This window comes from Streptomyces sp. NPDC017225, assembly GCF_044331465.1.
Classification (GTDB): domain Bacteria; phylum Actinomycetota; class Actinomycetes; order Streptomycetales; family Streptomycetaceae; genus Streptomyces.
Genome location: NZ_JBIRNE010000004.1, coordinates 348192 through 366878, shown reverse-complemented (window position 1 = coordinate 366878; position 18687 = coordinate 348192). Strand labels below are relative to the sequence as shown.

General features: G+C 70.6%; 19 protein-coding genes and 2 pseudogenes. 7 read left to right on the top strand and 14 right to left on the bottom strand.

Translation table 11 applies throughout. From position 1 onward, the window contains the following. Positions 1-37: 37 nt before the first annotated feature. The 3 genes from ACH4NX_RS12350 to ACH4NX_RS12340 all read right to left on the bottom strand — a co-directional run bounded on the left by ACH4NX_RS12350 (position 38) and on the right by ACH4NX_RS12340 (position 2157). Positions 38-202 (bottom strand): hypothetical protein, encoded by a 165-nt coding sequence (locus tag ACH4NX_RS12350; protein WP_351390564.1) that lies wholly within the window; start codon positions 200-202, stop codon positions 38-40. Between the two features lie 120 nt (positions 203-322). Beyond that, the gene (locus ACH4NX_RS12345) at positions 323-784 is read right to left on the bottom strand and encodes a molybdenum cofactor biosynthesis protein MoaE (RefSeq protein ID WP_398128874.1); all 462 of its coding nucleotides are present in this window, start codon (positions 782-784) and stop codon (positions 323-325) included. Between the two features lie 251 nt (positions 785-1035). Then, the gene (locus ACH4NX_RS12340) at positions 1036-2157 is read right to left on the bottom strand and encodes an SDR family oxidoreductase (protein WP_351390567.1); all 1122 of its coding nucleotides are present in this window, start codon (positions 2155-2157) and stop codon (positions 1036-1038) included. 192 nt (positions 2158-2349) lie between these two features. Between ACH4NX_RS12340 and ACH4NX_RS12335 the strand changes: the two genes are divergently transcribed. Then, a complete protein-coding gene (locus ACH4NX_RS12335) occupies positions 2350-3834 on the top strand; it encodes a zinc-dependent metalloprotease (RefSeq protein ID WP_351390570.1) in 1485 nt (494 codons plus the stop codon). Next, positions 3831-4346 (top strand): NUDIX hydrolase, encoded by a 516-nt coding sequence (locus ACH4NX_RS12330; protein ID WP_351390573.1) that lies wholly within the window; start codon positions 3831-3833, stop codon positions 4344-4346. Before ACH4NX_RS12335 ends, ACH4NX_RS12330 begins: the two co-directional genes overlap by 4 nt. A gap of 110 nt (positions 4347-4456) precedes the next feature. Here the strand turns inward: ACH4NX_RS12330 and ACH4NX_RS12325 are convergent, their stop codons facing one another. The 4 genes from ACH4NX_RS12325 to ACH4NX_RS12310 all read right to left on the bottom strand — a co-directional run bounded on the left by ACH4NX_RS12325 (position 4457) and on the right by ACH4NX_RS12310 (position 8439). Continuing rightward, a complete protein-coding gene (locus ACH4NX_RS12325; protein ID WP_398128875.1) occupies positions 4457-5212 on the bottom strand; it encodes an AIM24 family protein in 756 nt (251 codons plus the stop codon). Positions 5213-5229: 17 nt separating this feature from the next. Next, positions 5230-5910 carry an AIM24 family protein gene (locus tag ACH4NX_RS12320; protein ID WP_398128876.1) on the bottom strand — a complete coding sequence of 227 codons (681 nt, stop codon included), beginning with the start codon at positions 5908-5910 and terminating at the stop codon, positions 5230-5232. A 13-nt stretch (positions 5911-5923) separates the two neighbouring features. Further along, positions 5924-7693, bottom strand: coding sequence for a TerD family protein (locus ACH4NX_RS12315; protein ID WP_351390579.1), 1770 nt, complete (start codon positions 7691-7693; stop codon positions 5924-5926). 149 nt (positions 7694-7842) lie between these two features. After that, complete coding sequence (locus ACH4NX_RS12310) at positions 7843-8439, bottom strand: M48 family metallopeptidase (RefSeq protein WP_398128877.1); 597 nt, start codon at positions 8437-8439, stop codon at positions 7843-7845. A 316-nt stretch (positions 8440-8755) separates the two neighbouring features. Between ACH4NX_RS12310 and ACH4NX_RS12305 the strand changes: the two genes are divergently transcribed. Further along, on the top strand, positions 8756-9970 hold the full coding sequence (locus ACH4NX_RS12305; protein ID WP_398128878.1) for a TOMM precursor leader peptide-binding protein: 1215 nt from the start codon (positions 8756-8758) through the stop codon (positions 9968-9970). After that, positions 9963-11339 (top strand): ABC1 kinase family protein, encoded by a 1377-nt coding sequence (locus tag ACH4NX_RS12300; protein ID WP_398128879.1) that lies wholly within the window; start codon positions 9963-9965, stop codon positions 11337-11339. The genes ACH4NX_RS12305 and ACH4NX_RS12300 overlap by 8 nt, the downstream gene beginning before the upstream one ends. A gap of 104 nt (positions 11340-11443) precedes the next feature. On the opposite strand, the gene ACH4NX_RS12295 is transcribed toward ACH4NX_RS12300, so the two are convergent. From ACH4NX_RS12295 to ACH4NX_RS12280, 4 genes are all read right to left on the bottom strand, one after another. Further along, a complete protein-coding gene (locus ACH4NX_RS12295; RefSeq protein ID WP_351390589.1) occupies positions 11444-11767 on the bottom strand; it encodes a hypothetical protein in 324 nt (107 codons plus the stop codon). Then, on the bottom strand, positions 11764-12132 hold the full coding sequence (locus tag ACH4NX_RS12290; protein ID WP_351390591.1) for a WhiB family transcriptional regulator: 369 nt from the start codon (positions 12130-12132) through the stop codon (positions 11764-11766). Before ACH4NX_RS12290 ends, ACH4NX_RS12295 begins: the two co-directional genes overlap by 4 nt. A gap of 175 nt (positions 12133-12307) precedes the next feature. Then, entirely contained in the window at positions 12308-12640 is a 333-nt protein-coding gene (locus tag ACH4NX_RS12285) for a hypothetical protein (RefSeq protein ID WP_351390594.1), read from the bottom strand. A 164-nt stretch (positions 12641-12804) separates the two neighbouring features. Continuing rightward, positions 12805-15006 (bottom strand): ATP-dependent DNA helicase UvrD2, encoded by a 2202-nt coding sequence (locus ACH4NX_RS12280; RefSeq protein WP_351390596.1) that lies wholly within the window; start codon positions 15004-15006, stop codon positions 12805-12807. 177 nt (positions 15007-15183) lie between these two features. On the opposite strand from ACH4NX_RS12280, the gene ACH4NX_RS12275 reads away from it, so the two are divergent. Then, positions 15184-15441, top strand: a complete 258-nt coding sequence (locus tag ACH4NX_RS12275; RefSeq protein ID WP_398128880.1) for a glutaredoxin domain-containing protein — start codon at positions 15184-15186, stop codon at positions 15439-15441. 112 nt (positions 15442-15553) lie between these two features. On the opposite strand, the pseudogene ACH4NX_RS12270 reads toward ACH4NX_RS12275, so the two are convergent. Continuing rightward, a pseudogene (locus tag ACH4NX_RS12270) lies at positions 15554-16261 on the bottom strand (XRE family transcriptional regulator); the annotation flags it as partial. 450 nt (positions 16262-16711) lie between these two features. On the opposite strand from ACH4NX_RS12270, the gene ACH4NX_RS12265 reads away from it, so the two are divergent. Both ACH4NX_RS12265 and ACH4NX_RS12260 read left to right on the top strand, forming a co-directional pair. Then, positions 16712-17146 (top strand): glycine-rich domain-containing protein, encoded by a 435-nt coding sequence (locus ACH4NX_RS12265; RefSeq protein WP_398128881.1) that lies wholly within the window; start codon positions 16712-16714, stop codon positions 17144-17146. 75 nt (positions 17147-17221) lie between these two features. Then, positions 17222-17698: a class I SAM-dependent methyltransferase gene (locus ACH4NX_RS12260; RefSeq protein WP_398128882.1), complete on the top strand. Its 477-nt coding sequence runs from the start codon at positions 17222-17224 to the stop codon at positions 17696-17698. A gap of 22 nt (positions 17699-17720) precedes the next feature. Here the strand turns inward: ACH4NX_RS12260 and ACH4NX_RS12255 are convergent, their stop codons facing one another. Together ACH4NX_RS12255 and ACH4NX_RS12250 are read right to left on the bottom strand one after the other, a co-directional pair. After that, complete coding sequence (locus tag ACH4NX_RS12255) at positions 17721-17849, bottom strand: helix-turn-helix domain-containing protein (protein ID WP_351390607.1); 129 nt, start codon at positions 17847-17849, stop codon at positions 17721-17723. A 37-nt stretch (positions 17850-17886) separates the two neighbouring features. Continuing rightward, a pseudogene (locus tag ACH4NX_RS12250) lies at positions 17887-18171 on the bottom strand (recombinase family protein); the annotation flags it as partial. Between the last annotated feature and the right edge of the window lie 516 nt (positions 18172-18687).

The following is an 18687-nucleotide window of genomic DNA, read 5'->3' as shown; positions in this document are numbered from 1 at the left end:
AGGGCTGTCAGAACACCGTCAGGGATGCGCCGTGCGATCAGGCCCCGGTGCGGGGCTTCTCCATGGCCTCACGGAAGCGGGCGTAGCCGTCCAGCTCGGGACCGTCGCTCCGGGCCTTGCGGGTCCGGTTGGCCCAACTGCCCCACAGACCCGCGCCGACAGCGGCCACAAACGGAATCAGCAACCAGGCAAGCGCTGCCATGCCGACCTCCCAACCCCATGAGCGTCCGCGACTGACTGATCAGCAGATTAACCATCCGCAGTGACAACGCTCACGCCGGGGGGTCGGTTACGCAACCGGAGTGACGGGGTCGGCACGGTCTCAGCAGGCGCCGACCCACTCCTCTGTCCCGTCCGAGAAGGACTGGTGCTTCCAGATGGGCACCTCGTGCTTCAGGTCGTCGATCAGCTTGCGGCAGGCGTCGAAGGCCTCGCCCCGGTGCGGGCAGGACACGGCGACGACCACGGCGAGATCCCCGACCTCCAGGTCCCCCACCCGGTGCACCGCCGCGAGCGCCCGTACGGGGTACTCGGCGACGACCTTCTCGGCGATCCGCCGCATCTCGTCCTCGGCACTGGGGTGGCACGAGTACCCCAGCCGGTCGACGTCGGTCCCCCCGTCGTGGTTGCGGACCGTCCCGACGAACAGCGCGGTCCCGCCGGCCGCGTCGTCTCCGACGGCCCGGAACACCTCGTCCACGGAGAGGGGCGCCTCCCGGATACCGATCAGCTTGACGGGATCCGGCGCGGCCAGCTCACCGGGGTGGTCGTTCGTGGTTGCCATACGCCCATCGTGCCCCACGCCACGGACGGCGCGGAATAGCGCTATCGCCCCGCACGCACGCGTACCGCTTTGGAGCCTCCTACAGGGCCTCGCGGCCGCCCGCCCGGGGAGGAGACCGCATGGCGGGCAGGAGCCGGAGGACCGGTACGGGCGGGAGCCCAGGCGCCGGCGCGGGCAGAGGCCGAGGACCGGTACGGGCGGGAGCCCAGGCGCCGGCGCGGGCAGGACCCGGGCGCCGCCCGGCGTCCGCCTCAGATCCGCCGCCGGACCTTCCGCGCCCGCCGCACCACCGCGGCCGCGCCCAGCAGCGCCACCGTCGCTCCGGCGGCCCCCGCCGCCGTCGCGTCCTTGCGCCCGAGCCGCCGCCCGGCGACCGTGTGCCGCCCGGCGACCTCCTCCAGCAGCTCCGCGAGCACCTCCTCGTTGGTGTACTTCGGCCGCCATCCGGCGTCGTGCAGCCGGCTGCCGCTCACCACCCAGGGGTACATCGTGTACGCCAGGTCCCCGGCCGGGGACGGGGTAAGGCCGATGCGGTGCAGCCGGGCCGCCGCGCCGAGCGCGACCGCCGACGGCAGCTCCATCCGCCGGATGCCGCTGAGCTCCTCGACCTCCTCCTGCTCCAGCCAGCCGTCGCAGCCGACGGCCAGTTCCCCGTCGGCCTTCTCCAGCACGGCGTACTCCAGGGCACTGCACAGGTCGTCGATGTGGCAGAACTGCCAGGCCGGCCGCGACCCGGCCACGACAAGCAGCCGAGGCGACTCGAAATACCTGGTCAGCGCGGTGTCCATACCTCCGACCAGCACCGCCGGCCGGACGACGGTCACGTTGAGGCCGGGGTGCGCGCGGGGTGCGCGCCGTGCGAGCCGCTCGATCTCCAGCAGGTCCCCGACCCCGGTGGCCTCGGCCGTGGCGCGCAGCTCCGCGTCCTCGGACAGCGGCAGCTCGTTCTCCGGCAGGGCGCCGTAGACCATCGCGGAGGTGCACAGCACGACACGGCGCACGCCGGCCGCCGCCGCGGCGGTCAGGACGGTCTGTGTCCCCCGGACGTTGTAAGCCGTCCGGGCGGCCGCGTCGGTCTCCAGATCGAGGTCGAGCGCCAGGTGCACGACCACGTCCACGCCGCGCAGTCTCTCGGCGATGGCCGGGTCCCTTACGTCCAGGATCTGCCACTGTGCCGCCGCGCACTCACCGCGCCGTTCGTCGATGGCCACGACCTGTCTGACCTCGTCGGATGCCGCGAGCCGTGCGGCGAGCAGCGCCCCGACACCGGACGCGGCGCCGGTGACCGCGACGACGGGTCCGCGCGCGCCGGGGCGGGGGGAACTGGTTGACTGGTTTCGCGCTGCGCGAACCTGCGGATCTGGGGAACTCACCGGGCGTCTCCAGCGGTTGTCTTCAGTACGGGCGCGAGCGACGCGTACGTACCAGGTGGCATCCATCCTGCCGCAGGCCGTCAGTCGGCGAAGCACCGAGGCCCGAACCGCCCCGGGTGTCTACGCTGGGTGGTGAAGTCGGGCAGCCGTGCCGCCGGAAAGAACCGGCGGCCCTACCAGCCGAGGAACCCCGTGAGTGACACCCCATTCGGATTCGGCCTTCCGCCGGAGGAGCCGGACGACGGCGACGAGGGCAAGAAGAAGGACCAGCAGGGCGGCGGTGGTCAGGGACCGGCCAACCCGTTCGGATTCGGGCCCGGAGCCGGCGGCCTTGGCGGCCCCGGCGCGGACAACCCGTTCGCTGCCATGTTCGGTTCCATGAACCCCAACGACCTGGGCGCCGCGTTCCAGCAGCTGGGCCAGATGCTCTCCTACGAGGGCGGCCCGGTGAACTGGGACATGGCCAAGCAGATCGCCCGCCAGACGGTCTCCCAGGGCACGCCGGACGGCACGAAGGACGCCAGCATCGGTCCCGCCGAGCGCACCGCCGTCCAGGAGGCCGTACGCCTGGCCGACCTGTGGCTGGACGACGCGACCGCCCTGCCCTCCGGCGCGGGCACCGCGGTGGCCTGGAGCCGGGCGGAGTGGGTCGAGGCGACCCTGCCCGCCTGGCGGGAGCTCGTCGATCCGGTCGCCGAGCGCGTCGGCACCGCCATGGGCGACGTGCTGCCCGAGGAGATGCAGGCCATGGCCGGCCCGCTCATCGGCATGATGCGATCCATGGGTGGCGCCATGTTCGGCACGCAGATCGGGCAGGCCGTCGGCGTACTCGCCGGCGAGGTCGTCGGCTCGACCGACGTGGGCCTGCCGCTCGGTCCGGCCGGCAGGGCCGCGCTGCTGCCCGCGAACATCGAGGCGTTCGGCAAGGACCTCGGCGTGTCCCAGGAGGAGGTGCGGCTGTATCTCGCCCTGCGCGAGGCCGCCCACCAGCGCCTCTTCGCGCACGTGCCGTGGCTGCGCTCGCACCTGTTCGGCGCGGTCGACGGCTACGCCCGCGGGATCAAGGTCGACACTGCCAAGCTGGAGGACGTGGTCGGCCAGTTCGACCCGCAGAATCCCGAACAGTTGCAGGAAGCCCTTCAGCAGGGCATGTTCCAGCCGGAGGACACCCCGGAACAGAAGACCGCCCTGGCCCGTCTGGAGACGGCTCTGGCGCTCGTCGAGGGCTGGGTGGACGCGGTGGTGCACGCCGCCGCCAAGCCGCGCCTTTCCTCCGCCGACGCGCTGCGCGAGACGCTGCGCCGCCGACGCGCCTCGGGCGGCCCGGCGGAGCAGACGTTCGCCACGCTCATCGGCCTGGAGCTGCGTCCGCGCCGCCTGCGCGACGCCTCGCGTCTGTGGGCGTCCCTGACGGACGCGCACGGCGTCGACGGCCGGGACGCCCTGTGGGCCCACCCGGACATGCTGCCGACCGCGTCCGACCTGGACGACCCGGACGGTTTCGTACACCGTGAGCAGCTCGACTTCTCCGAGCTGGACAAGATGCTCGGTGAGGCGGCGGGCAAGCCCGACCTGAAGAAGTCCGACCCGGAGAAGCCCGCCCCGGAGAAGAAGGACGAGAAGGGTCAGGACGAGACCGACGGCAAGGGCGAGGGCAAGGGCGACGACGCCGAGTGAGCCTCCACGACGACGCGGTCCTGGTCCTGAAGGGCTACGAGGGCCAGGACGAGCTGCGTCGGGTCTACCTGGACCACCTCGCGACGCACCCGGACGGCCTGTGGAAGTCCTGCGGGGACGGTCACATCACGGCGAGCGCCCTCGTGATCGACCCGTCGCGCGAGCGGGTCCTGCTGACCCTCCACAAGAAGCTGCGCATGTGGCTGCAGATGGGCGGTCACTGCGAGCCGGTCGACGAGACCCTGGCGAGGGCGGCCCTGCGCGAAGGCACGGAGGAGTCGGGCGTCGCCGGACTCACCCTGCTGCCCGGTGGTCCCGTGCGGCTGGACCGCCACCACACGCCGTGCGCCTGGCACCTGGACGTCCAGTACGCGGCGGTGGCTCCCGAGGGGGCCGTGGAGGCGATCAGTGACGAGTCCCTCGACCTGCGCTGGTTCCCGTACGCGGAGGTCGCGGACGTGGCCGACGACTCGGTCGTACGCCTGCTCGAGGCAGCGCGAGCCCGGCTCTGAACCCGTAAGGGGTGACCGCCTGTGCGATCACCCCTTACCGGACGGTGCTACCCGGGGCCGTACCGGCGCTTACCGGCCCGTGCTCACCGGGCCGCGCTACCGGACCGCGCTCAGCTCCAGACGTTCCCCTGGTTCTGACCACGGGCTCCCTGCTGGCCCATGCCGTACTGCGCGGCGACGCCCTGGCCGACCTGGGCGTTCTGCGGCGGCAGCAGCTCGCTGGGCTGGACGAGCGCGAAGCCGCTGCCCATGAAGCTGAGCTCCCAGCCCTCGCCGGTGCTGCCGCGGCGCCGCCACACTCCGGAGGAGTGCGTCTGGGCCTGCATCTGCACGCGCAGGCCGGTGGACCAGGCGACGATCGCGTCGGCGTCGCAGTTGACGTACTTGTCGGGTGTCACCTGCATCAGCAGCGGGGCGCCCGAGGTCATCAGGGCGACCTTGCCCCGGCCGGTGATGTTGAGCTGGTACTTCCCCGAGCCGGAGATGCCGTACAGGCTGTCGACCGCGATGACCTCGTGGTGCAGGGACGAGTCCATCGCCAGCACGTAGCTGCTGTCGACGGTGAGACCCTCCTGGTCGACCTCCATCACGTGGATGTGCTGGGCGAGGTTGGCGAGGAAGACCGTGCCCTGCCCGTGGCAGCGCATCAGGTCGAGGCCCTCACCCGTGTGCGCGCGCGAGCGTGACTGGTTGTTGCTCTGGTACTCGGCGTCGAACTCGACGAGCCCCTGGTAGGCGACCATCGTGCCCTTACGGGCGAGCACGTCGTCGTGGCCGTCCAGGGCGACGCGGAGCATGTGCTTGTTCTGCAGGCTCCAGGCTTCCTGGGTCTGCTGGTCGTTGTGGGCGAAAAGCGGGCTCTGCATGATGTTCTGGCTCCCCCTCAGCCCCGGACCCGGAGGCGGTCGGTGCTGTCCTCACTGGGCTGGACGACGACGATGCCCTGACCGGAGAAGGCCATCTGGTAGGCCTCGCCGCTGCCGCGGCCGATCAACGACTGCGCCTTGAAGCTGCGCTTGCCCTTCACCTTGAGGTTCGGGGACCAGGCGACGAGCGCGTCCGGGTCGACGTACGTCTCGTCCTCGCCACCGCCGCAGTCGACCACGATCGGCTTGCCCCGGGAGGTCAGCGCGACCCAGCCCTGTCCGGAGATCTTGGTGTTCCACAGACCCTGCCCGGCGAGCTTGGCCAGGCCCTTGACCCGCTCCACGCCCCAGGTGAGGTGGGCGTCGAAGGCGAGCAGGTTGGTGGCGTTGACGGAGATTCCGTCGCCGTTGAGGTTGATGACGACGACGTTCGCGCCGTAGTCGGCGAGGTAGAGCAGGCCGTCGCCGGAGCACTTCATCAGGGGGGCGCCCTCGCCGGTCATCCAGTCCTTGGCGATCTGGCGGACGGCCGGCGGGTTGGGCTCGTACTGGACGAAGCCCTCGTAGGCGGTCATCGAGCCCACGCGCGCGAGGAGGTCGTTTCCGGTCTGCATGGCGACCTTCAGCATGTGGTTGCCGTGGTTCTCCATGCGGGCGGTGACCGGTGCGGGAGCATAGCCCGCGAGCGGCTGGTTCATGTCGGGCTCTCCCTCAGATCTCGTACGGCTGGACGATGACGAAGTTGCCGGGTGCCGCCCGGAACTGCAGGTTGACGCTCTCGCCCGTGTCGCCCGCGTAGGAGTTGCGGCGCATCCGCACCTGGCTGGAGACGACCACCTGGGCGGCGGCCGACCAGGCGACCACGGCGTTGCAGTCGGCGAAGGTGGTGGGCGTGACCGGCAGCACCACGGGCACGCCATGCGTCTTGACGACGATCGTGCCGGTGCCCTGGAACTGCATCGTGAACAGCGCGCCACCGGGGATGCCGTGTCCCTCGACGCGGCGGACCTCGTACTGGAGGCTCTCGTCGAAGGCCAGGACGTTCTCCGCGGAGACGCAGATGGCGTCGCCCTGGAGCTCGATGGGGTGCAGCATCGCGGAGTTGTCGGCGAGGAACACCTGTCCCTTGCCGGTGCAGCGCATCAGCTGCATCTCCTGGCCGGTGGCGTTGCCCACGACCCGGCCGGCGAATCCGGCGCCCTTGTAGCTGAAGTCGACCTTGCCCTGGTAGAGCACCATGCTGCCCTGCCGGGCGAGTACGGGGTGACCCTCCGCTCCGAGGTCGACGCGGACCAGCTTCTTGTTCTGCTGGGTCCAGCGCTGTCCCGTCGCCGTCTCCTTGAACTGCTGGAGCGCGGCCATGACCCCGGCGCCCTGCGGCGCTCCCTGCGGAGCCCCCTGGGGCATGCCCTGCGGGACTCCGTGGGGGGCCTGCTGACCGTAGCCGGGAGGCGGGGCGGGCTGCGCGTAACCCTGCGGCGGAGTGGGCTGGCCGTAACCGGGCGGCGGGGTGGCCTGGCCGTACCCCTGAGGCGGGGTCGGCTGGCCGTAACCGGGCGGCGGGGCCGGGGCCTGGGGGGCCTGGGGCTGGCCGTAGCCGGGAGGCGGCGGGGCGGTCTGGCCGGGGATCTGCCCGTACGGCGGCTGCTGGCCCGGCTGGCCGTACGGCGCGGGCGCCGGGGCCGGGGGCGGCACCGGGGAGCCGCCGGGCGGCGTGTTCATGGGCGCGACGATGGTCTGCGCGGCGTGCACGTCGGGCCCGGGCGCCGGGGCGGGAACCGGAGGCGGCGTGGCACCGGTCGGAGGTGCGAAGCCCTGCGGGGCCGGCTGCACGGGCTGCGGGGCGGGGGCTGGAGCTGGGGCGCCGAACGCCGGCGGTGCCGAGGCCTGGGCGGGCGGGGCGAAGCCCGGGGCGGCGCCGGTCTGCGGCTGCTGCGCCTCGGGGGCCTCCTCTTCGGCGACCTCGCCGCCGAAGTTCTTCAGCAGCGCGTCCAGCCCGCCGTCGAAGCCCTGCCCGATGGCGGCGAACCGCCACACGTCCTTCAGATAGAAGTCACCCAGCATCACAGCACGCTCGGTGGAGAACTCGGAGCCGTTGAACGGGTACCGGGCCACCTCCTCGCCGCCCGCGACGATCCTGATGTACCCGGGGCCGACCTGCGACATCTGCCCGGCGCCGTCGATCGTGGCCGTGAAGGAGAGCTTCTGGATCCGCGACGGGATCCTGTCGAGGGTGACCCGGAAGGACTCCGTGTCACCCGCCTGCGCACCCAGGAGCTGGATGGACTCCTCAGGGGTCTTCGGTTGGTTGAAGAACACGAAGTACTGGTCGTCGGAGAGCCGCTCGTCGGCGTCGAGACCGAAGCAGCTGATGTCGAAGCTCAGCCCGGGGCCGGAGATCTGCACGCCTACGTACAGATCCGTGCCCGAGGTGAGGTCACTGATCCTGGCCTTGTGGCCGCGTTGGAATTCCCTGGCCATGCGTTACGACCGTCCCCCATCCGAATACGAGTGCGTCGCGCCAGGCTAACGGCAAACCCTGACACCGGAGGAAGTCGGTACCGACCCGGTACAGAACCCGTGCGCGGCTGTGCCGAACGCCCCGCCGGGGCACCCTCGGGGACGCGCCACTACTCGCTGCGGGCCCCGGGCACGTGCGGCAGCCGGTCGGTGGCGACCACACCCTCGAGGTAGCCCCGGGCCCGCTCGGTCCGCGGATAAGCCTCCAGCAGCCGCCAGAACCGGGGCCCGTGCCCGGGGACGAGCAGATGCGCCAGCTCGTGGAGGAGGACGTAGTCGACGACGTACTCGGGCATGCCCTGGAGGCGGTGCGACAGCCGGATGCTCCCCTCGGACGGGGTGCACGAGCCCCAGCGCGTGTTCTGGTTGGTGACCCAGCGGACCGAGGTGGGTCGCGCCCGCCCGTCGAAGTACTGGCCCGACAGGCGCTCCGCGCGCTCGGCCAGCTCGGCGTCGCCGAGGACTCTCCTGCTCTCCTGGGCGGCCAGCTTGTCCAGCATGACGCTCACCCAGCGTTGCTCCTCCGCCTCGGACATCCGGGCGGGGATCAGTACGACGGTGCGATCGCCCTCGCGGTACGCGGAGACCGTCCGGCGTCGCCGGGTGCTCCTGCGGACCTCGATCGCGCTCGTCCCCGAGCCGTTCGGCGGCGGATTCGTCGATGCGTGCTGGGGCGCCCCGGCGCGGTGCAGTGGGTCGGCGGACACGCCACGACGTTACCCGCTGCACACGGGGAAGTCCCGGCTCCGGGAGGGTTCGGTGCCGTTCCGCCACCACACCTTTCGATCCCCGACTGATTTGTACGACCGCCTTGTACGACCGCCTTGTACGACTGACCGGTACGACTGACCGGTACGACGAATACCCACCGCCTGTGGATAACTTTCGACGCCCGGCCGCACATCCGGGCATGCTGGCACTGGCCGGCTGATTCGCGACCGACCGCATGAATCGACACGGGACCGACCACCGCCGGACACAGCAGACGTTCGACGACTTTCGGATTCTTACGGGGGATCTGGCATGCATCCGATGGTGAAACCCGCGCTCAGGCGCGGCTGGCGCGATCTGAACACCGTGCAGTTCGGAATGACGCCGGCGCATGCGCTGACGCTCGGCCCGGTGGACACGGCCACAGGCAGCTTCCTCGAACTGCTCAACGGGACCCGCGGGCCGGCGCTCCTGCGCGAGGAAGCGCATCGCATGGACCTGCCCGAAGGACATGTCGACCGGGTCGTGGAGGGGCTGGCGCGGGCCGGGCTCCTCGACGACTCCCGGGGCGGCGGACCTGACGCCGACGCCCTGCGGGAGAGGAAGGAGGTCCTCGACCGGCTCCGCCCCGACCTGGCCTCCCTGTCCCTGACCACCTCCGAGCCGGGAGGCGCGATGAGACATCTGGCCGCCCGGCGTGCCCTGCGGGTGCGCGTGAGAGGTGCGGGGCGGGTGGGCGCGGTGCTGTCCGGCCTCTTGTCGGGCGCGGGCGTCGGCGAGATCGACGTGCTCGACGGCGGACGTGTCGAGCCGTGGGACGTCGCCCCGGGCGGGCTCCCCGCCGAGTCCGTCGGCGACCGCCGGGACGAGACGGCCCGTCGTGTCGTCCGCCGGGCCGCGCCGGGCCGTCCGCCGCGCCGCGGTCCCACGACGCCGCCCGAGGAGGACGCACCGGGCTTCTCCCTGGTGGTCGTCGCCCCGCGCGACGACGTCGCGGTGCACTCTCCCGACCCCGCCTCCGCGGAATCCCTCATGGCCTCCGGTACACCCCACCTGTACGCCGGTGTCGTGGAGGGGACCGGTGTGGTCGGCCCTCTCGTCCTGCCCGGCGAGACGGGGTGCGCGGGCTGTCTGTACGCCGACCGCGCCGACCGGGACCCGGTCTGGCCCCGTCTGGTCGCGCAGTGGCGCTCCGGCAAGCAGCGACAGGTACGGCCCTGCGACCTCACCCTGGCCACGACGGTCGCCGGCCTGGCCGCGGCCCACGCGCTCGCCTTCCTGGACGGCCGGACACCCTCGAGCGTCGGCACACGCTGGGAGGTCTCGCTGCCCGGACTGCGGTGGCGCGCACGGCCGGTCCGGGCGCACCCCGCGTGCCCGTGCGGAGCCGCCGGAAAAGGTGGGCAGGAACACACCCCCGAGGATGGGGGGCGGCGCGCGACAATGGCTGAGCAAGGGCCGTCGGCGGAAGTACGCCATGAGGCAGAACCGGCGCGGCCGGCTGGGACTTGGAGGGCGCATGTCTGATCTTCCGCGCAAGGCGGTCACCCGTACCGCCAAGCTCGCCGCGCTCCCGCTCGGCTTCGCCGGGCGGGCGACCTGGGGGCTCGGCAAGCGAATCGTGGGCGAGTCCGCGGAGATCGTCGGCCAGCAGCTGCAGCAGCGCACCGCGGAGCAGCTGTTCAAGGTGCTGGGCGAGCTCAAGGGCGGAGCGATGAAGTTCGGGCAGGCCCTGTCCGTCTTCGAGTCGGCGCTGCCCGAGGAGGTCGCCGGCCCCTATCGGGCAGCGCTGACCAAGCTGCAGGAAGCGGCACCGCCGATGCCGACCCGCACGGTGCACTCCGTGCTCGCGGAGCGGCTCGGCGAGGACTGGCACGACCTGTTCCTGGAGTTCGAGGACAAGCCCGCCGCGGCCGCCTCCATCGGTCAGGTGCACCGGGCGGTGTGGCACGACGGCCGCGAGGTGGCGGTCAAGGTGCAGTACCCGGGCGCCGGCGAGGCCCTGCTGTCCGACCTGAACCAGCTCAGCCGTTTCGCCCGCCTGCTGGGCCCACTGGTCCCCGGTATGGACATCAAGCCGCTGATCACAGAGCTGAAGGACCGGGTCTCGGAGGAACTGGACTACGACCTGGAGGCGCGGGCCCAGCAGACCCACGCCGAGGAGTTCGCGGACGACCCGGACATCGTGGTGCCGGACGTCGTCCACCAGTGCGAGCAGGTGCTGGTCACCGAGTGGATCGACGGCATTCCGATGGCGGAGATCATCGCGGACGGCACACCGGGACAGCGCGATCGTGCGGGCCAGCTCCTGGCCCACTTCCTGTTCTCGGGCCCGGCCCGCACCGGCCTTCTGCACGCCGACCCGCACCCGGGCAACTTCCGTCTGCTGCCCGGTGGGCCGGACGGCGAGGACGACTGGCGCCTGGGCGTCCTGGACTTCGGCACGGTCGACCGTCTCCCGGGCGGCCTGCCCGAGCCCATCGGGGCGGCCCTGCGCATGACGCTGGACGGCGAGGCGGACGCCGTCTACGAGATGCTCTGCGCGGAGGGCTTCGTCAAGGAGTCGATAGAGCTGGACCCCGACACCGTCCTCGACTACCTCGTGCCGATCATCGAGCCGGCCCGGGTCGACGAGTTCACCTTCACCCGCGGTTGGATACGGAGCCAGGCGGCCCGCATCGGCGACCCGCGTTCCCCCGCGTACCAGCTGGCCAAGCAGCTCAACCTGCCGCCGGCCTACCTCCTGATCCACCGCGTGACCCTGAGCACCATCGGTGTGCTGTGCCAGTTGGGAGCGACGGTGCGGCTGCGCGACGAGCTGGAGGACTGGCTGGTCGGTTTCCTCCCCGAGGAGGAGGACGGGTACGAGGTGGAGGAGACTGCGGCGGAGGCGTGAGCCGCCGGGGCCGAACGCGCCGTGGGGGCCGGTCCGTTCGGACCGGCCCCCACGGGAGAGTTCCGCCTCCCGAGCCGGGAGGCCAGCGCTTCGGGTGTGCTCGGTTACTGCATGACCGCCATGGCGAGCGCCCGCCGGGCACGCATCGAGGCGCGCTCGGCCCGACGCTGCATCCGGCGAGCGGTCGCCAGCCGCAGCGCCCGGCGTTCCCGCTCCGCCTCCTGCAGGCGGTCGTGCATATGCGCACGAGCCAGGGCTTCTGGGATGAGTTGCATCTCGCGGTTCCTGTTCTGACGCGAGTCCTTCGCGTCGCTGATGGTGAAGTCTTCAGGCGTGGAGCCTGCGATGTCGTGGGTGGACGGCTTCATCGGGGCCTGCTTCTTGGGGTCGTACGTGAGGGGGCGGTCGATCGTTCCTGCGGTGTTCATGCTGAGACCGGGTTCTTGCGCGGACGGCCACGGGGCCGCTTCCGGGCGACGACGACGCCCTGCACGAACAGCTCGCCACCCCAGACGCCCCAGGGCTCACGCCGCTCCTTGGCGCCGGCGAGGCAGGCCTCGACCAGCGGGCAGGTGCGGCAGAGGGACTTGGCGTACTCGACGTCCGCCGGCGACTCGGCGAAGAAGACCTCCGGGTCGTAGGAGCGGCAGGGGACGGGCACGCCCAGGTTCTCGATGGCGTCGTCGAGCGCGGTGAGCGCGGTGAGCGGGGTCAAGGTGGAGTCCTCCGTGGGGACGGGCTTGGGGATCGTGTCGGAAGGCGGTACGGACGGGGCGTGCGCTTCGAGTTGCACGGGTCTTCTTCCTCGTCTGGTCGTTCCGGCCGGTCGGCCGGTTGGCGGCTTGGTACCGGGTTCTTTTCTTGTCCCGAGGCTCCTTCGTGCTGTCGCCCCCGTTCGGGGACAAACAAAAGGGCCGCGGATCCCGGATGGGGTTCCGCGGCCCTGAAGGCGCCGGCCTGATCGACGATCAGGCTGGATCACTCCAGGGTTCTGGCCCACGGAAGGCCCACATCAGGTGGTGCTGCGTCGTCTGCTTCCGGAATCCGGCACCGGTCGCGGTAAAGGCATAGGCCTTCGCCTGTGCCTCTACTGCTGCTTCCAGTGCCTTGGTCGGTCGCTCATTGCACTCGCGGAAGGGAAGGCCCGCGGGAGCAACGGAGGCGGCGGCCGGACGCGCGGCACGAATGCCGGACAGACCGGTGCCCGGGTTGGAAGCGCCGAGCATGCACAGGGAGACGGCCGAGCGATCGGTCATTTTGGCGGTGGAGCTGATGATGGAGCTGAAGTTGATGCTGATCACTGGGCTCGCCTCCTCTCGGCGTCTCGGGGGACTGGGACGAACCAGTCCTCGGATATGCAAGTACAACACGGATTCAGGGCCTCCGGGAAGGCCGCTGCTCCCGTGACCAAGAACCTATGGGGATTCCCGGGGCATGCGCAAACTATTTTTTCGACGAGTTCGTATCAGCCGTCTCCGTCAAGCCCCGCTCCGTCCCGGCCTGCGCAGATGGCCAGGACGTCCGCTCCGTAGCGGTTGAGCTTCCGCACCCCGACACCCGGGATCCGTACCAGCTCGCGCTCGTCCTCCGGGACGGACTCGGCGATCGCCATCAGCGTCTTGTCGGTGAAGACGCAGAACGCGGGCTGCCCGCTGCTTCCCGCCTGGATCGCCCGCCACTCGCGCAGCCGCTCGTAGACACCCTCGTCCATGTCGGACGGGCAGTCCTCGCAGCGCATCAGCTTCATCTCGCCGGCGTCGGTGAGCGTGCGCCCGCAGACCCGGCAGCGGGCCGGGGTCCGCTGTGTCCGTCTGGGTACGGCGGCGGCTGCGCCGCCGCCCCCGATGCCGCGCTCGACGCCGCCGGAGCCGCCGGCGGCCGTACGCCCACCTGCCGTCCCCGAACCGGGCCGCAGGCCCTTCAGGAAGCGGCTGGGACGGCGGCTCGCCCGTCCGCCGGGCGAACGGGCGAGCGCCCAGGAAAGATGGAGGCGTTCGCGCGCACGGGTGACGCCGACGTAGAGGAGACGGCGTTCCTCCTCGATCTGCTCGTCGGTCTTTGCGTAGGCGATCGGCATCATGCCCTCGGTGACGCCCACCAGGAAGACGACGTCCCACTCCAGGCCCTTGGCCGAGTGCAGGGAGGCGAGGGTGACGCCCTGCACCGTCGGGGCGTGCTGGGCGCCCGCCCGCTCGTCGAGTTCCGTGACGAGGTCGCTCAACGTGGCGCCCGCTCGGGCGGCGGCGAAGTCCTGGGCGAGGTTGGCCAGGGCGGCCAGCGACTCCCAGCGCTCGCGGACCGCACCCGAACCGGCCGGGGGCTGCGTGGTCCACCCCTCCCCGGACAGCACCGCGCGCACCTGGGAGGGCAGGTCGACGACGTCGTCGAGCAGGGAGTCGTTGCCGCCGAAGCGCGCCGCGGCCCGCAGGGAACTGATGGCCTTGCGCACCTCCGGACGGTCGAAGAAACGCTCCGCCCCCCGCAGCTGGTAGGGGACCCCGGCGTCGGCGAGGGCCTGCTCGTAGGTCTCCGACTGGGAATTCGTGCGGAACAGGACCGCGATCTCGGCGGCCGGGACGCCCGAGTCCATGAGTTCGCGGATGTGGCGGGCGGCGCCCTCGGCCTCGGCCGGTTCGTCCGAGTACTCGGTGTAGACGGGCTCGGGGCCGGCGTGACGCTGGGAGACGAGCTCCAGCCGGTGGTCCGCGGCCCGGCCCCGGGCCTGGGCGAGCAGACCGTTGGCGAGATGGACCACCTGCGGGGTGGAGCGGTAGTCGCGGACCAGCTTGACGACGGTGGCGCCGGGGTGACGGCTGCGGAAGTCGAGCAGATGATCGGGTGTTGCTCCTGTGAACGAATAGATCGTCTGGCTGGCGTCGCCGACCACGCACAGGTCGTCGCGGTCGCCGAGCCACAGCTCCAGCAGCCGCTGCTGCAGGGGGCTGACGTCCTGGTACTCGTCGACCACGAAGTGCTGGTACTGGGACCTGACCTGGTCGGCGACATCGTGACGGTCCTGGAGAACGGCCACCGTCAGCAGCAGCACGTCCTCGAAGTCGATGACGCCGCGCCCGCGCTTGAGGTCCTCGTAGGCGGCGTAGAGCTGGGCGATCTCGGCCGGGTCGCGGGGCATCTCGCGGCCGGCCCTGGCCGCCGCGAGGGCGTAGTCGGCGGGGACGGTCTGGGTCACCTTGGACCACTCGATCTCAGCGGTGGCGTCGCGCAGCTCGCCCCGGTCGAGGCGGATGCGGCAGGCGGCGGCCGCGTCGGCGACGAGCTGGATCTTGCGGTCGACGAGCCTGGGCAGGGAGCCGCCGATCGCTTTCGGCCAGAAGTACTGGAGCTGGCGCAGGGCCGCCGAGTGGAAGGTGCGGGCCTGGACGCCGGCGGCCCCGAGCTGGCGCAGCCTGCCTCTCATCTCCCCGGCGGCACGATTGGTGAAGGTGACGGCGAGCACGCTGGAGGGCTGGAGAATCCCTGCGCGCACCCCGTAGGCGATGCGGTGGGTGATCGCCCGGGTCTTGCCGGTACCGGCGCCGGCCAGCACGCACACCGGGCCGCGCAGGGCGGTCGCCACCTCGCGCTGCTCGGGGTCGAGCCCGTCGAGCACCGCGTCGGCCGAGTCCGGTACCTGCGGGAAGAGGGTGGAGTGCGTTGCTGCTGTCACCCTGCCATGCTGCCAGGTCGTGGGAGACGCGTGAGTCGGTTGTCCACAGGCACGCACTGATAGTCGTACCAATGCGACAGGCATCACGCGTCGCGGTCACGCCGGGAATGGTGGCGCCCGCGCGGACGTTCCCACGGTGCGACCTCATCCCCGAGCCGCCTAAGGAGCGCGATAGACATGCCGGGCACTGTGACGATGTACAGCACCACGTGGTGCGGCTACTGCCGTCGGCTGAAGGGCCAGATGGACCGCGAGGGCATCGCGTACACCGAGATCAACATCGAGCAGGACCCGGAGTCCGCCGTGTTCGTGGAGAAGGCGAATGGCGGAAACCAGACGGTGCCGACTGTTCTGGTAGTTCCCTCCGGTGGTGGCGCCGAGGTCGTGATGACGAACCCGAGCCTTGCCCAGGTGAAGCAGGCGCTCGGCGCCTGACGACCCGCTCCCCACAGCACGCAGAGAGACCCCCGTCATCGAGTTCGACGGGGGTCGTCTGCTGTCTTGCTCCGCCCTTCGGAAGGGCCCGCGCAAGGGCACACCCGCCTCGATCCGGGGGGGTCGAGTACCGCTCAATGCTTGCGCGCCCCGTGGACCGGTCGAGTAGGCGCAGCTCCCATGGACCCGTGTTCACATCGAAGTCCTTGCCGAACCCGACCCACTTGCCCGCCATGCGTCGGCCCGTCGGCTCGATGAGCAGCTGAAGCGCACCGTGGTACCGGGCACCCTGGTAGTACCCGTCAGCCGCCGTCTGCTCGGTCCATGTACCGGTGACAACGTTCCGGTCGACGGTGAGGTCCAGAGACATCGGGCTGTCCGGATTGGTCGACGCTCCGGGCAGGCTCTGAGCTGTCAGCCGGTTGCCGTGCTGGACGATCACGACGTGATGCTTGCAGTCGAATGTCTCGTCACGGCTGGACGAGTAGAACTCGTACCGGGACAGCCAGATCCCCGCGTACTCGCTCTGTAGCTCCGGCTCCGGGCTTGTGACACCGTCAACGGTGCCGACTTCCCCAGCCTCCATGTCGTGGCCTCCTGCCCCATCCGAGTGGACGCGTGCCATCGGGATCGCGAACCCGAGTGACTCGGGGGTGCGGCCGGTGAGCTGCTTCAGCGCCCGCGCGTAAAGCGGGCGGCATGTCCTGGTCTCCCCGGACTCCCAGCGTTGCACCAGTCGCTTGGAGGCGTCGTTCGGCTCCCCCAACTCCTCACCCGCGCGACGCAGGCCTTGGGCGAACTCGTCTTGGCTGAGGTTCATCGACTTGCGTACAGAGGTCAGCACATCGTTGGGGATTCGCTCACGCTAGGCCGTAGTCGTCATGATCCGAGAGTAGCCACGTCCCGCCTCCAATGACACCGGTTTGACGCCCTCGGGCTGACGCCGGCATGCCGTCCGAGAGACGCCTTGAACGTCGCCGCAATGGCCACGACCGATCCGGAACATGGTCGCCATGCCCATCCACATCAGCGCCTACACGGTGAGAGCCGACGGCACTCGGACCGAGCCACGCACCCTGTACGAGGGTGAGGGCGGGGACCCCCTTGCCACTGGCTTGATGCCGCCGTGCCTGTGCCCCAAGTGCAGGGGTGGGCGAAATGACCGGAGCACCACGGACCCCCAATTACGTGGAGGCAAACCAGCATGAGCACGGCAGTAGTGATCCGCGACCCGAAGGCGTACGTCACCCCGGACGTGTGAGAGCGGGAGGTGGCCCTCCTCCTCCGCAACCCGGAGAACACGCTCGAACTTGCAGAGGCCAAGTTCGGACAGGCCATCGCCTACATGGTCACGTGCGGCGAGAACCCGGACCTTCTCGTAGGCCCGTCCAAGCAGGTGGACGAGGCATGGCACTCGTTCATGCTCGACTCGATCCCGTACCACCACTTCACCAGCCGGCACTTCGGCCGGTACATCCACCACGTGCCGGAACTTCCGGGGACGGCGGATGGTGTCCAGTGCATCAGCGACGACAAGGCGACGCTGGACGGCCACGACCTCAAGACCGGCGGCCCGCTCGTGCTGGAACAGACGATCAAGGCCATCAAGGCGGCCGGGTTTGAGATCGACCCCGCCCTGTGGGGCATGGAGGACGCGGCCGACTGCAACCAGTGCCACGCCGGGTGCCACGACTCACCCAAGTAGTAGGGAGCGGCATGTGAGTTGGGGCCTGCCCTCGTATGTTGGGGGCGGGCCCCTCATGCCGGAAAGGATCACCGCATGTCATTGGCTGAGTCCTGGAGCGGCAGTAACCTCGCCCACCTGGTGGCGCTGGGCGCGACAGGCGTTGGAGTGGACGTTGCCCCCACCCGTGAGACGGTCGCAGGGGAGCGCTGGGGCGACCTGCCGGGCCTTGAGTTCCGCACGGCGGAGGCGACGGCGTTCCTGAACGAGACGGACGAGACGTTCGGTGTCGTGCTCTCGATCTTTGGTGCCGTGTGGTTCGTCGATCCGGACACCCTGCTCCCGCTGATCCGCTCGCGCATGGTGCCGGGCGGAATCCTGGCCTTCTCGCACTTGCCCCCAGGAAGCCAGGGGCCCAAGCCCGCCACAGCCGGGCTGCGGCACGACCGCACCCCAGACGAGTGGAGGCACATCCTGACGGGGCACGGCTTCTCCGACGTGAGCGTTTCCCTGATTGGTCCACCGGAGGGCAAGGCCGTGGGCACCATGCTGGTCTGCGCCTGGTCGACTTGACCGCGCGGCTGTACGGGCTGCCTCAGGCGCCCTCTGCGAGGTGGCGGTACAAGGTGGCACGGGAGATCCCGAGAGCCTTGGCGATGGCGCTCACGCTCTCGCCCTTCGCCTGCCTGGCACGGGCCACGGTGAGCAGCATCGAGTCCGGCACGGGTGCGCTCCCTGATGAGGCTGCGCTCGAACTCCGCCATGGCTCCGACCACCTGAAGCATGAGACGGCCGTCCGCCGTACCGGGGTCGATGTTGGCCAGTGCACCCGTGAGCACCTTGAACCCGATGCCTCGCTCTCGAAGGGTGTCGACCATGGTCACAAGGTCGATGAGGGACCGGGCGAACCGGTCGAGCTTCCACACGCACAGGGTGTCGCCAGGTCTGGCGTAGTCCAGTGCGACCGTCAGCTCTGGCCGGTTGGTGTTCTTCCCGCTGGCCTTGTCCTCGAAAATGCGGGCGCACTGCGCCCCTCTCCGGGGCACTTCCCGTCTCGTCTCACAAACCTTGGTTTTCGAGACGCCCGTTACTGGTCACGCTGCGTCACGGTCGTGCGCATGCCTGCCTGCCCTTGCGCTCTCGCGGCGACGTGAGAGGCAACGGCGGAAGGGGGTGGGGTATGACCCCTTGAAGGGGCCTTGCTCGACCGCCGTGTCCTGGCGGCCCAAATACTGCCACGGTTCTGGGGTGCGCCTGAGAGGCGCCTCACACGCGGTGACCTGCGCTTTTGTCTCTGGAGACCTGTAGATTTTGGAGTCCCTGTTGAGTCTTCGGAGAAGGGAAGCCCGAGATACAGGAACACGTATGGCGTCGTGCGCTGGTGCGCTCGAACAATCCGTCGCTGGCGCAGGTGAAGCAGAAGGTCGGCGCGTAGGCGACAGCGCAGGAGCGCTCGGACGCTGTTGAGGGGTGGGGGGGGGCCGCGGGGGGGGGGGCGCCCCCCCCCCCCCCCCCCGGGGGCGCACAGGCCCGGCGGCGGGCGGGGGGGGGGGGGACCCGGA

Coding starts and splice junctions, on each gene's coding strand:
- ACH4NX_RS12350 (WP_351390564.1), bottom strand. CDS start 202: ATGGCAGCGCTTGCCTGGTTGCTGATTCCGTTTGTGGCCGCTGTCGGC.
- ACH4NX_RS12345 (WP_398128874.1), bottom strand. CDS start 784: ATGGCAACCACGAACGACCACCCCGGTGAGCTGGCCGCGCCGGATCCC.
- ACH4NX_RS12325 (WP_398128875.1), bottom strand. CDS start 5,212: ATGCAGAGCCCGCTTTTCGCCCACAACGACCAGCAGACCCAGGAAGCC.
- ACH4NX_RS12320 (WP_398128876.1), bottom strand. CDS start 5,910: ATGAACCAGCCGCTCGCGGGCTATGCTCCCGCACCGGTCACCGCCCGC.
- ACH4NX_RS12315 (WP_351390579.1), bottom strand. CDS start 7,693: ATGGCCAGGGAATTCCAACGCGGCCACAAGGCCAGGATCAGTGACCTC.
- ACH4NX_RS12305 (WP_398128878.1), top strand. CDS start 8,756: ATGCATCCGATGGTGAAACCCGCGCTCAGGCGCGGCTGGCGCGATCTG.
- ACH4NX_RS12300 (WP_398128879.1), top strand. CDS start 9,963: ATGTCTGATCTTCCGCGCAAGGCGGTCACCCGTACCGCCAAGCTCGCC.
- ACH4NX_RS12295 (WP_351390589.1), bottom strand. CDS start 11,767: ATGAACACCGCAGGAACGATCGACCGCCCCCTCACGTACGACCCCAAG.
- ACH4NX_RS12275 (WP_398128880.1), top strand. CDS start 15,184: ATGCCGGGCACTGTGACGATGTACAGCACCACGTGGTGCGGCTACTGC.
- ACH4NX_RS12260 (WP_398128882.1), top strand. CDS start 17,222: ATGTCATTGGCTGAGTCCTGGAGCGGCAGTAACCTCGCCCACCTGGTG.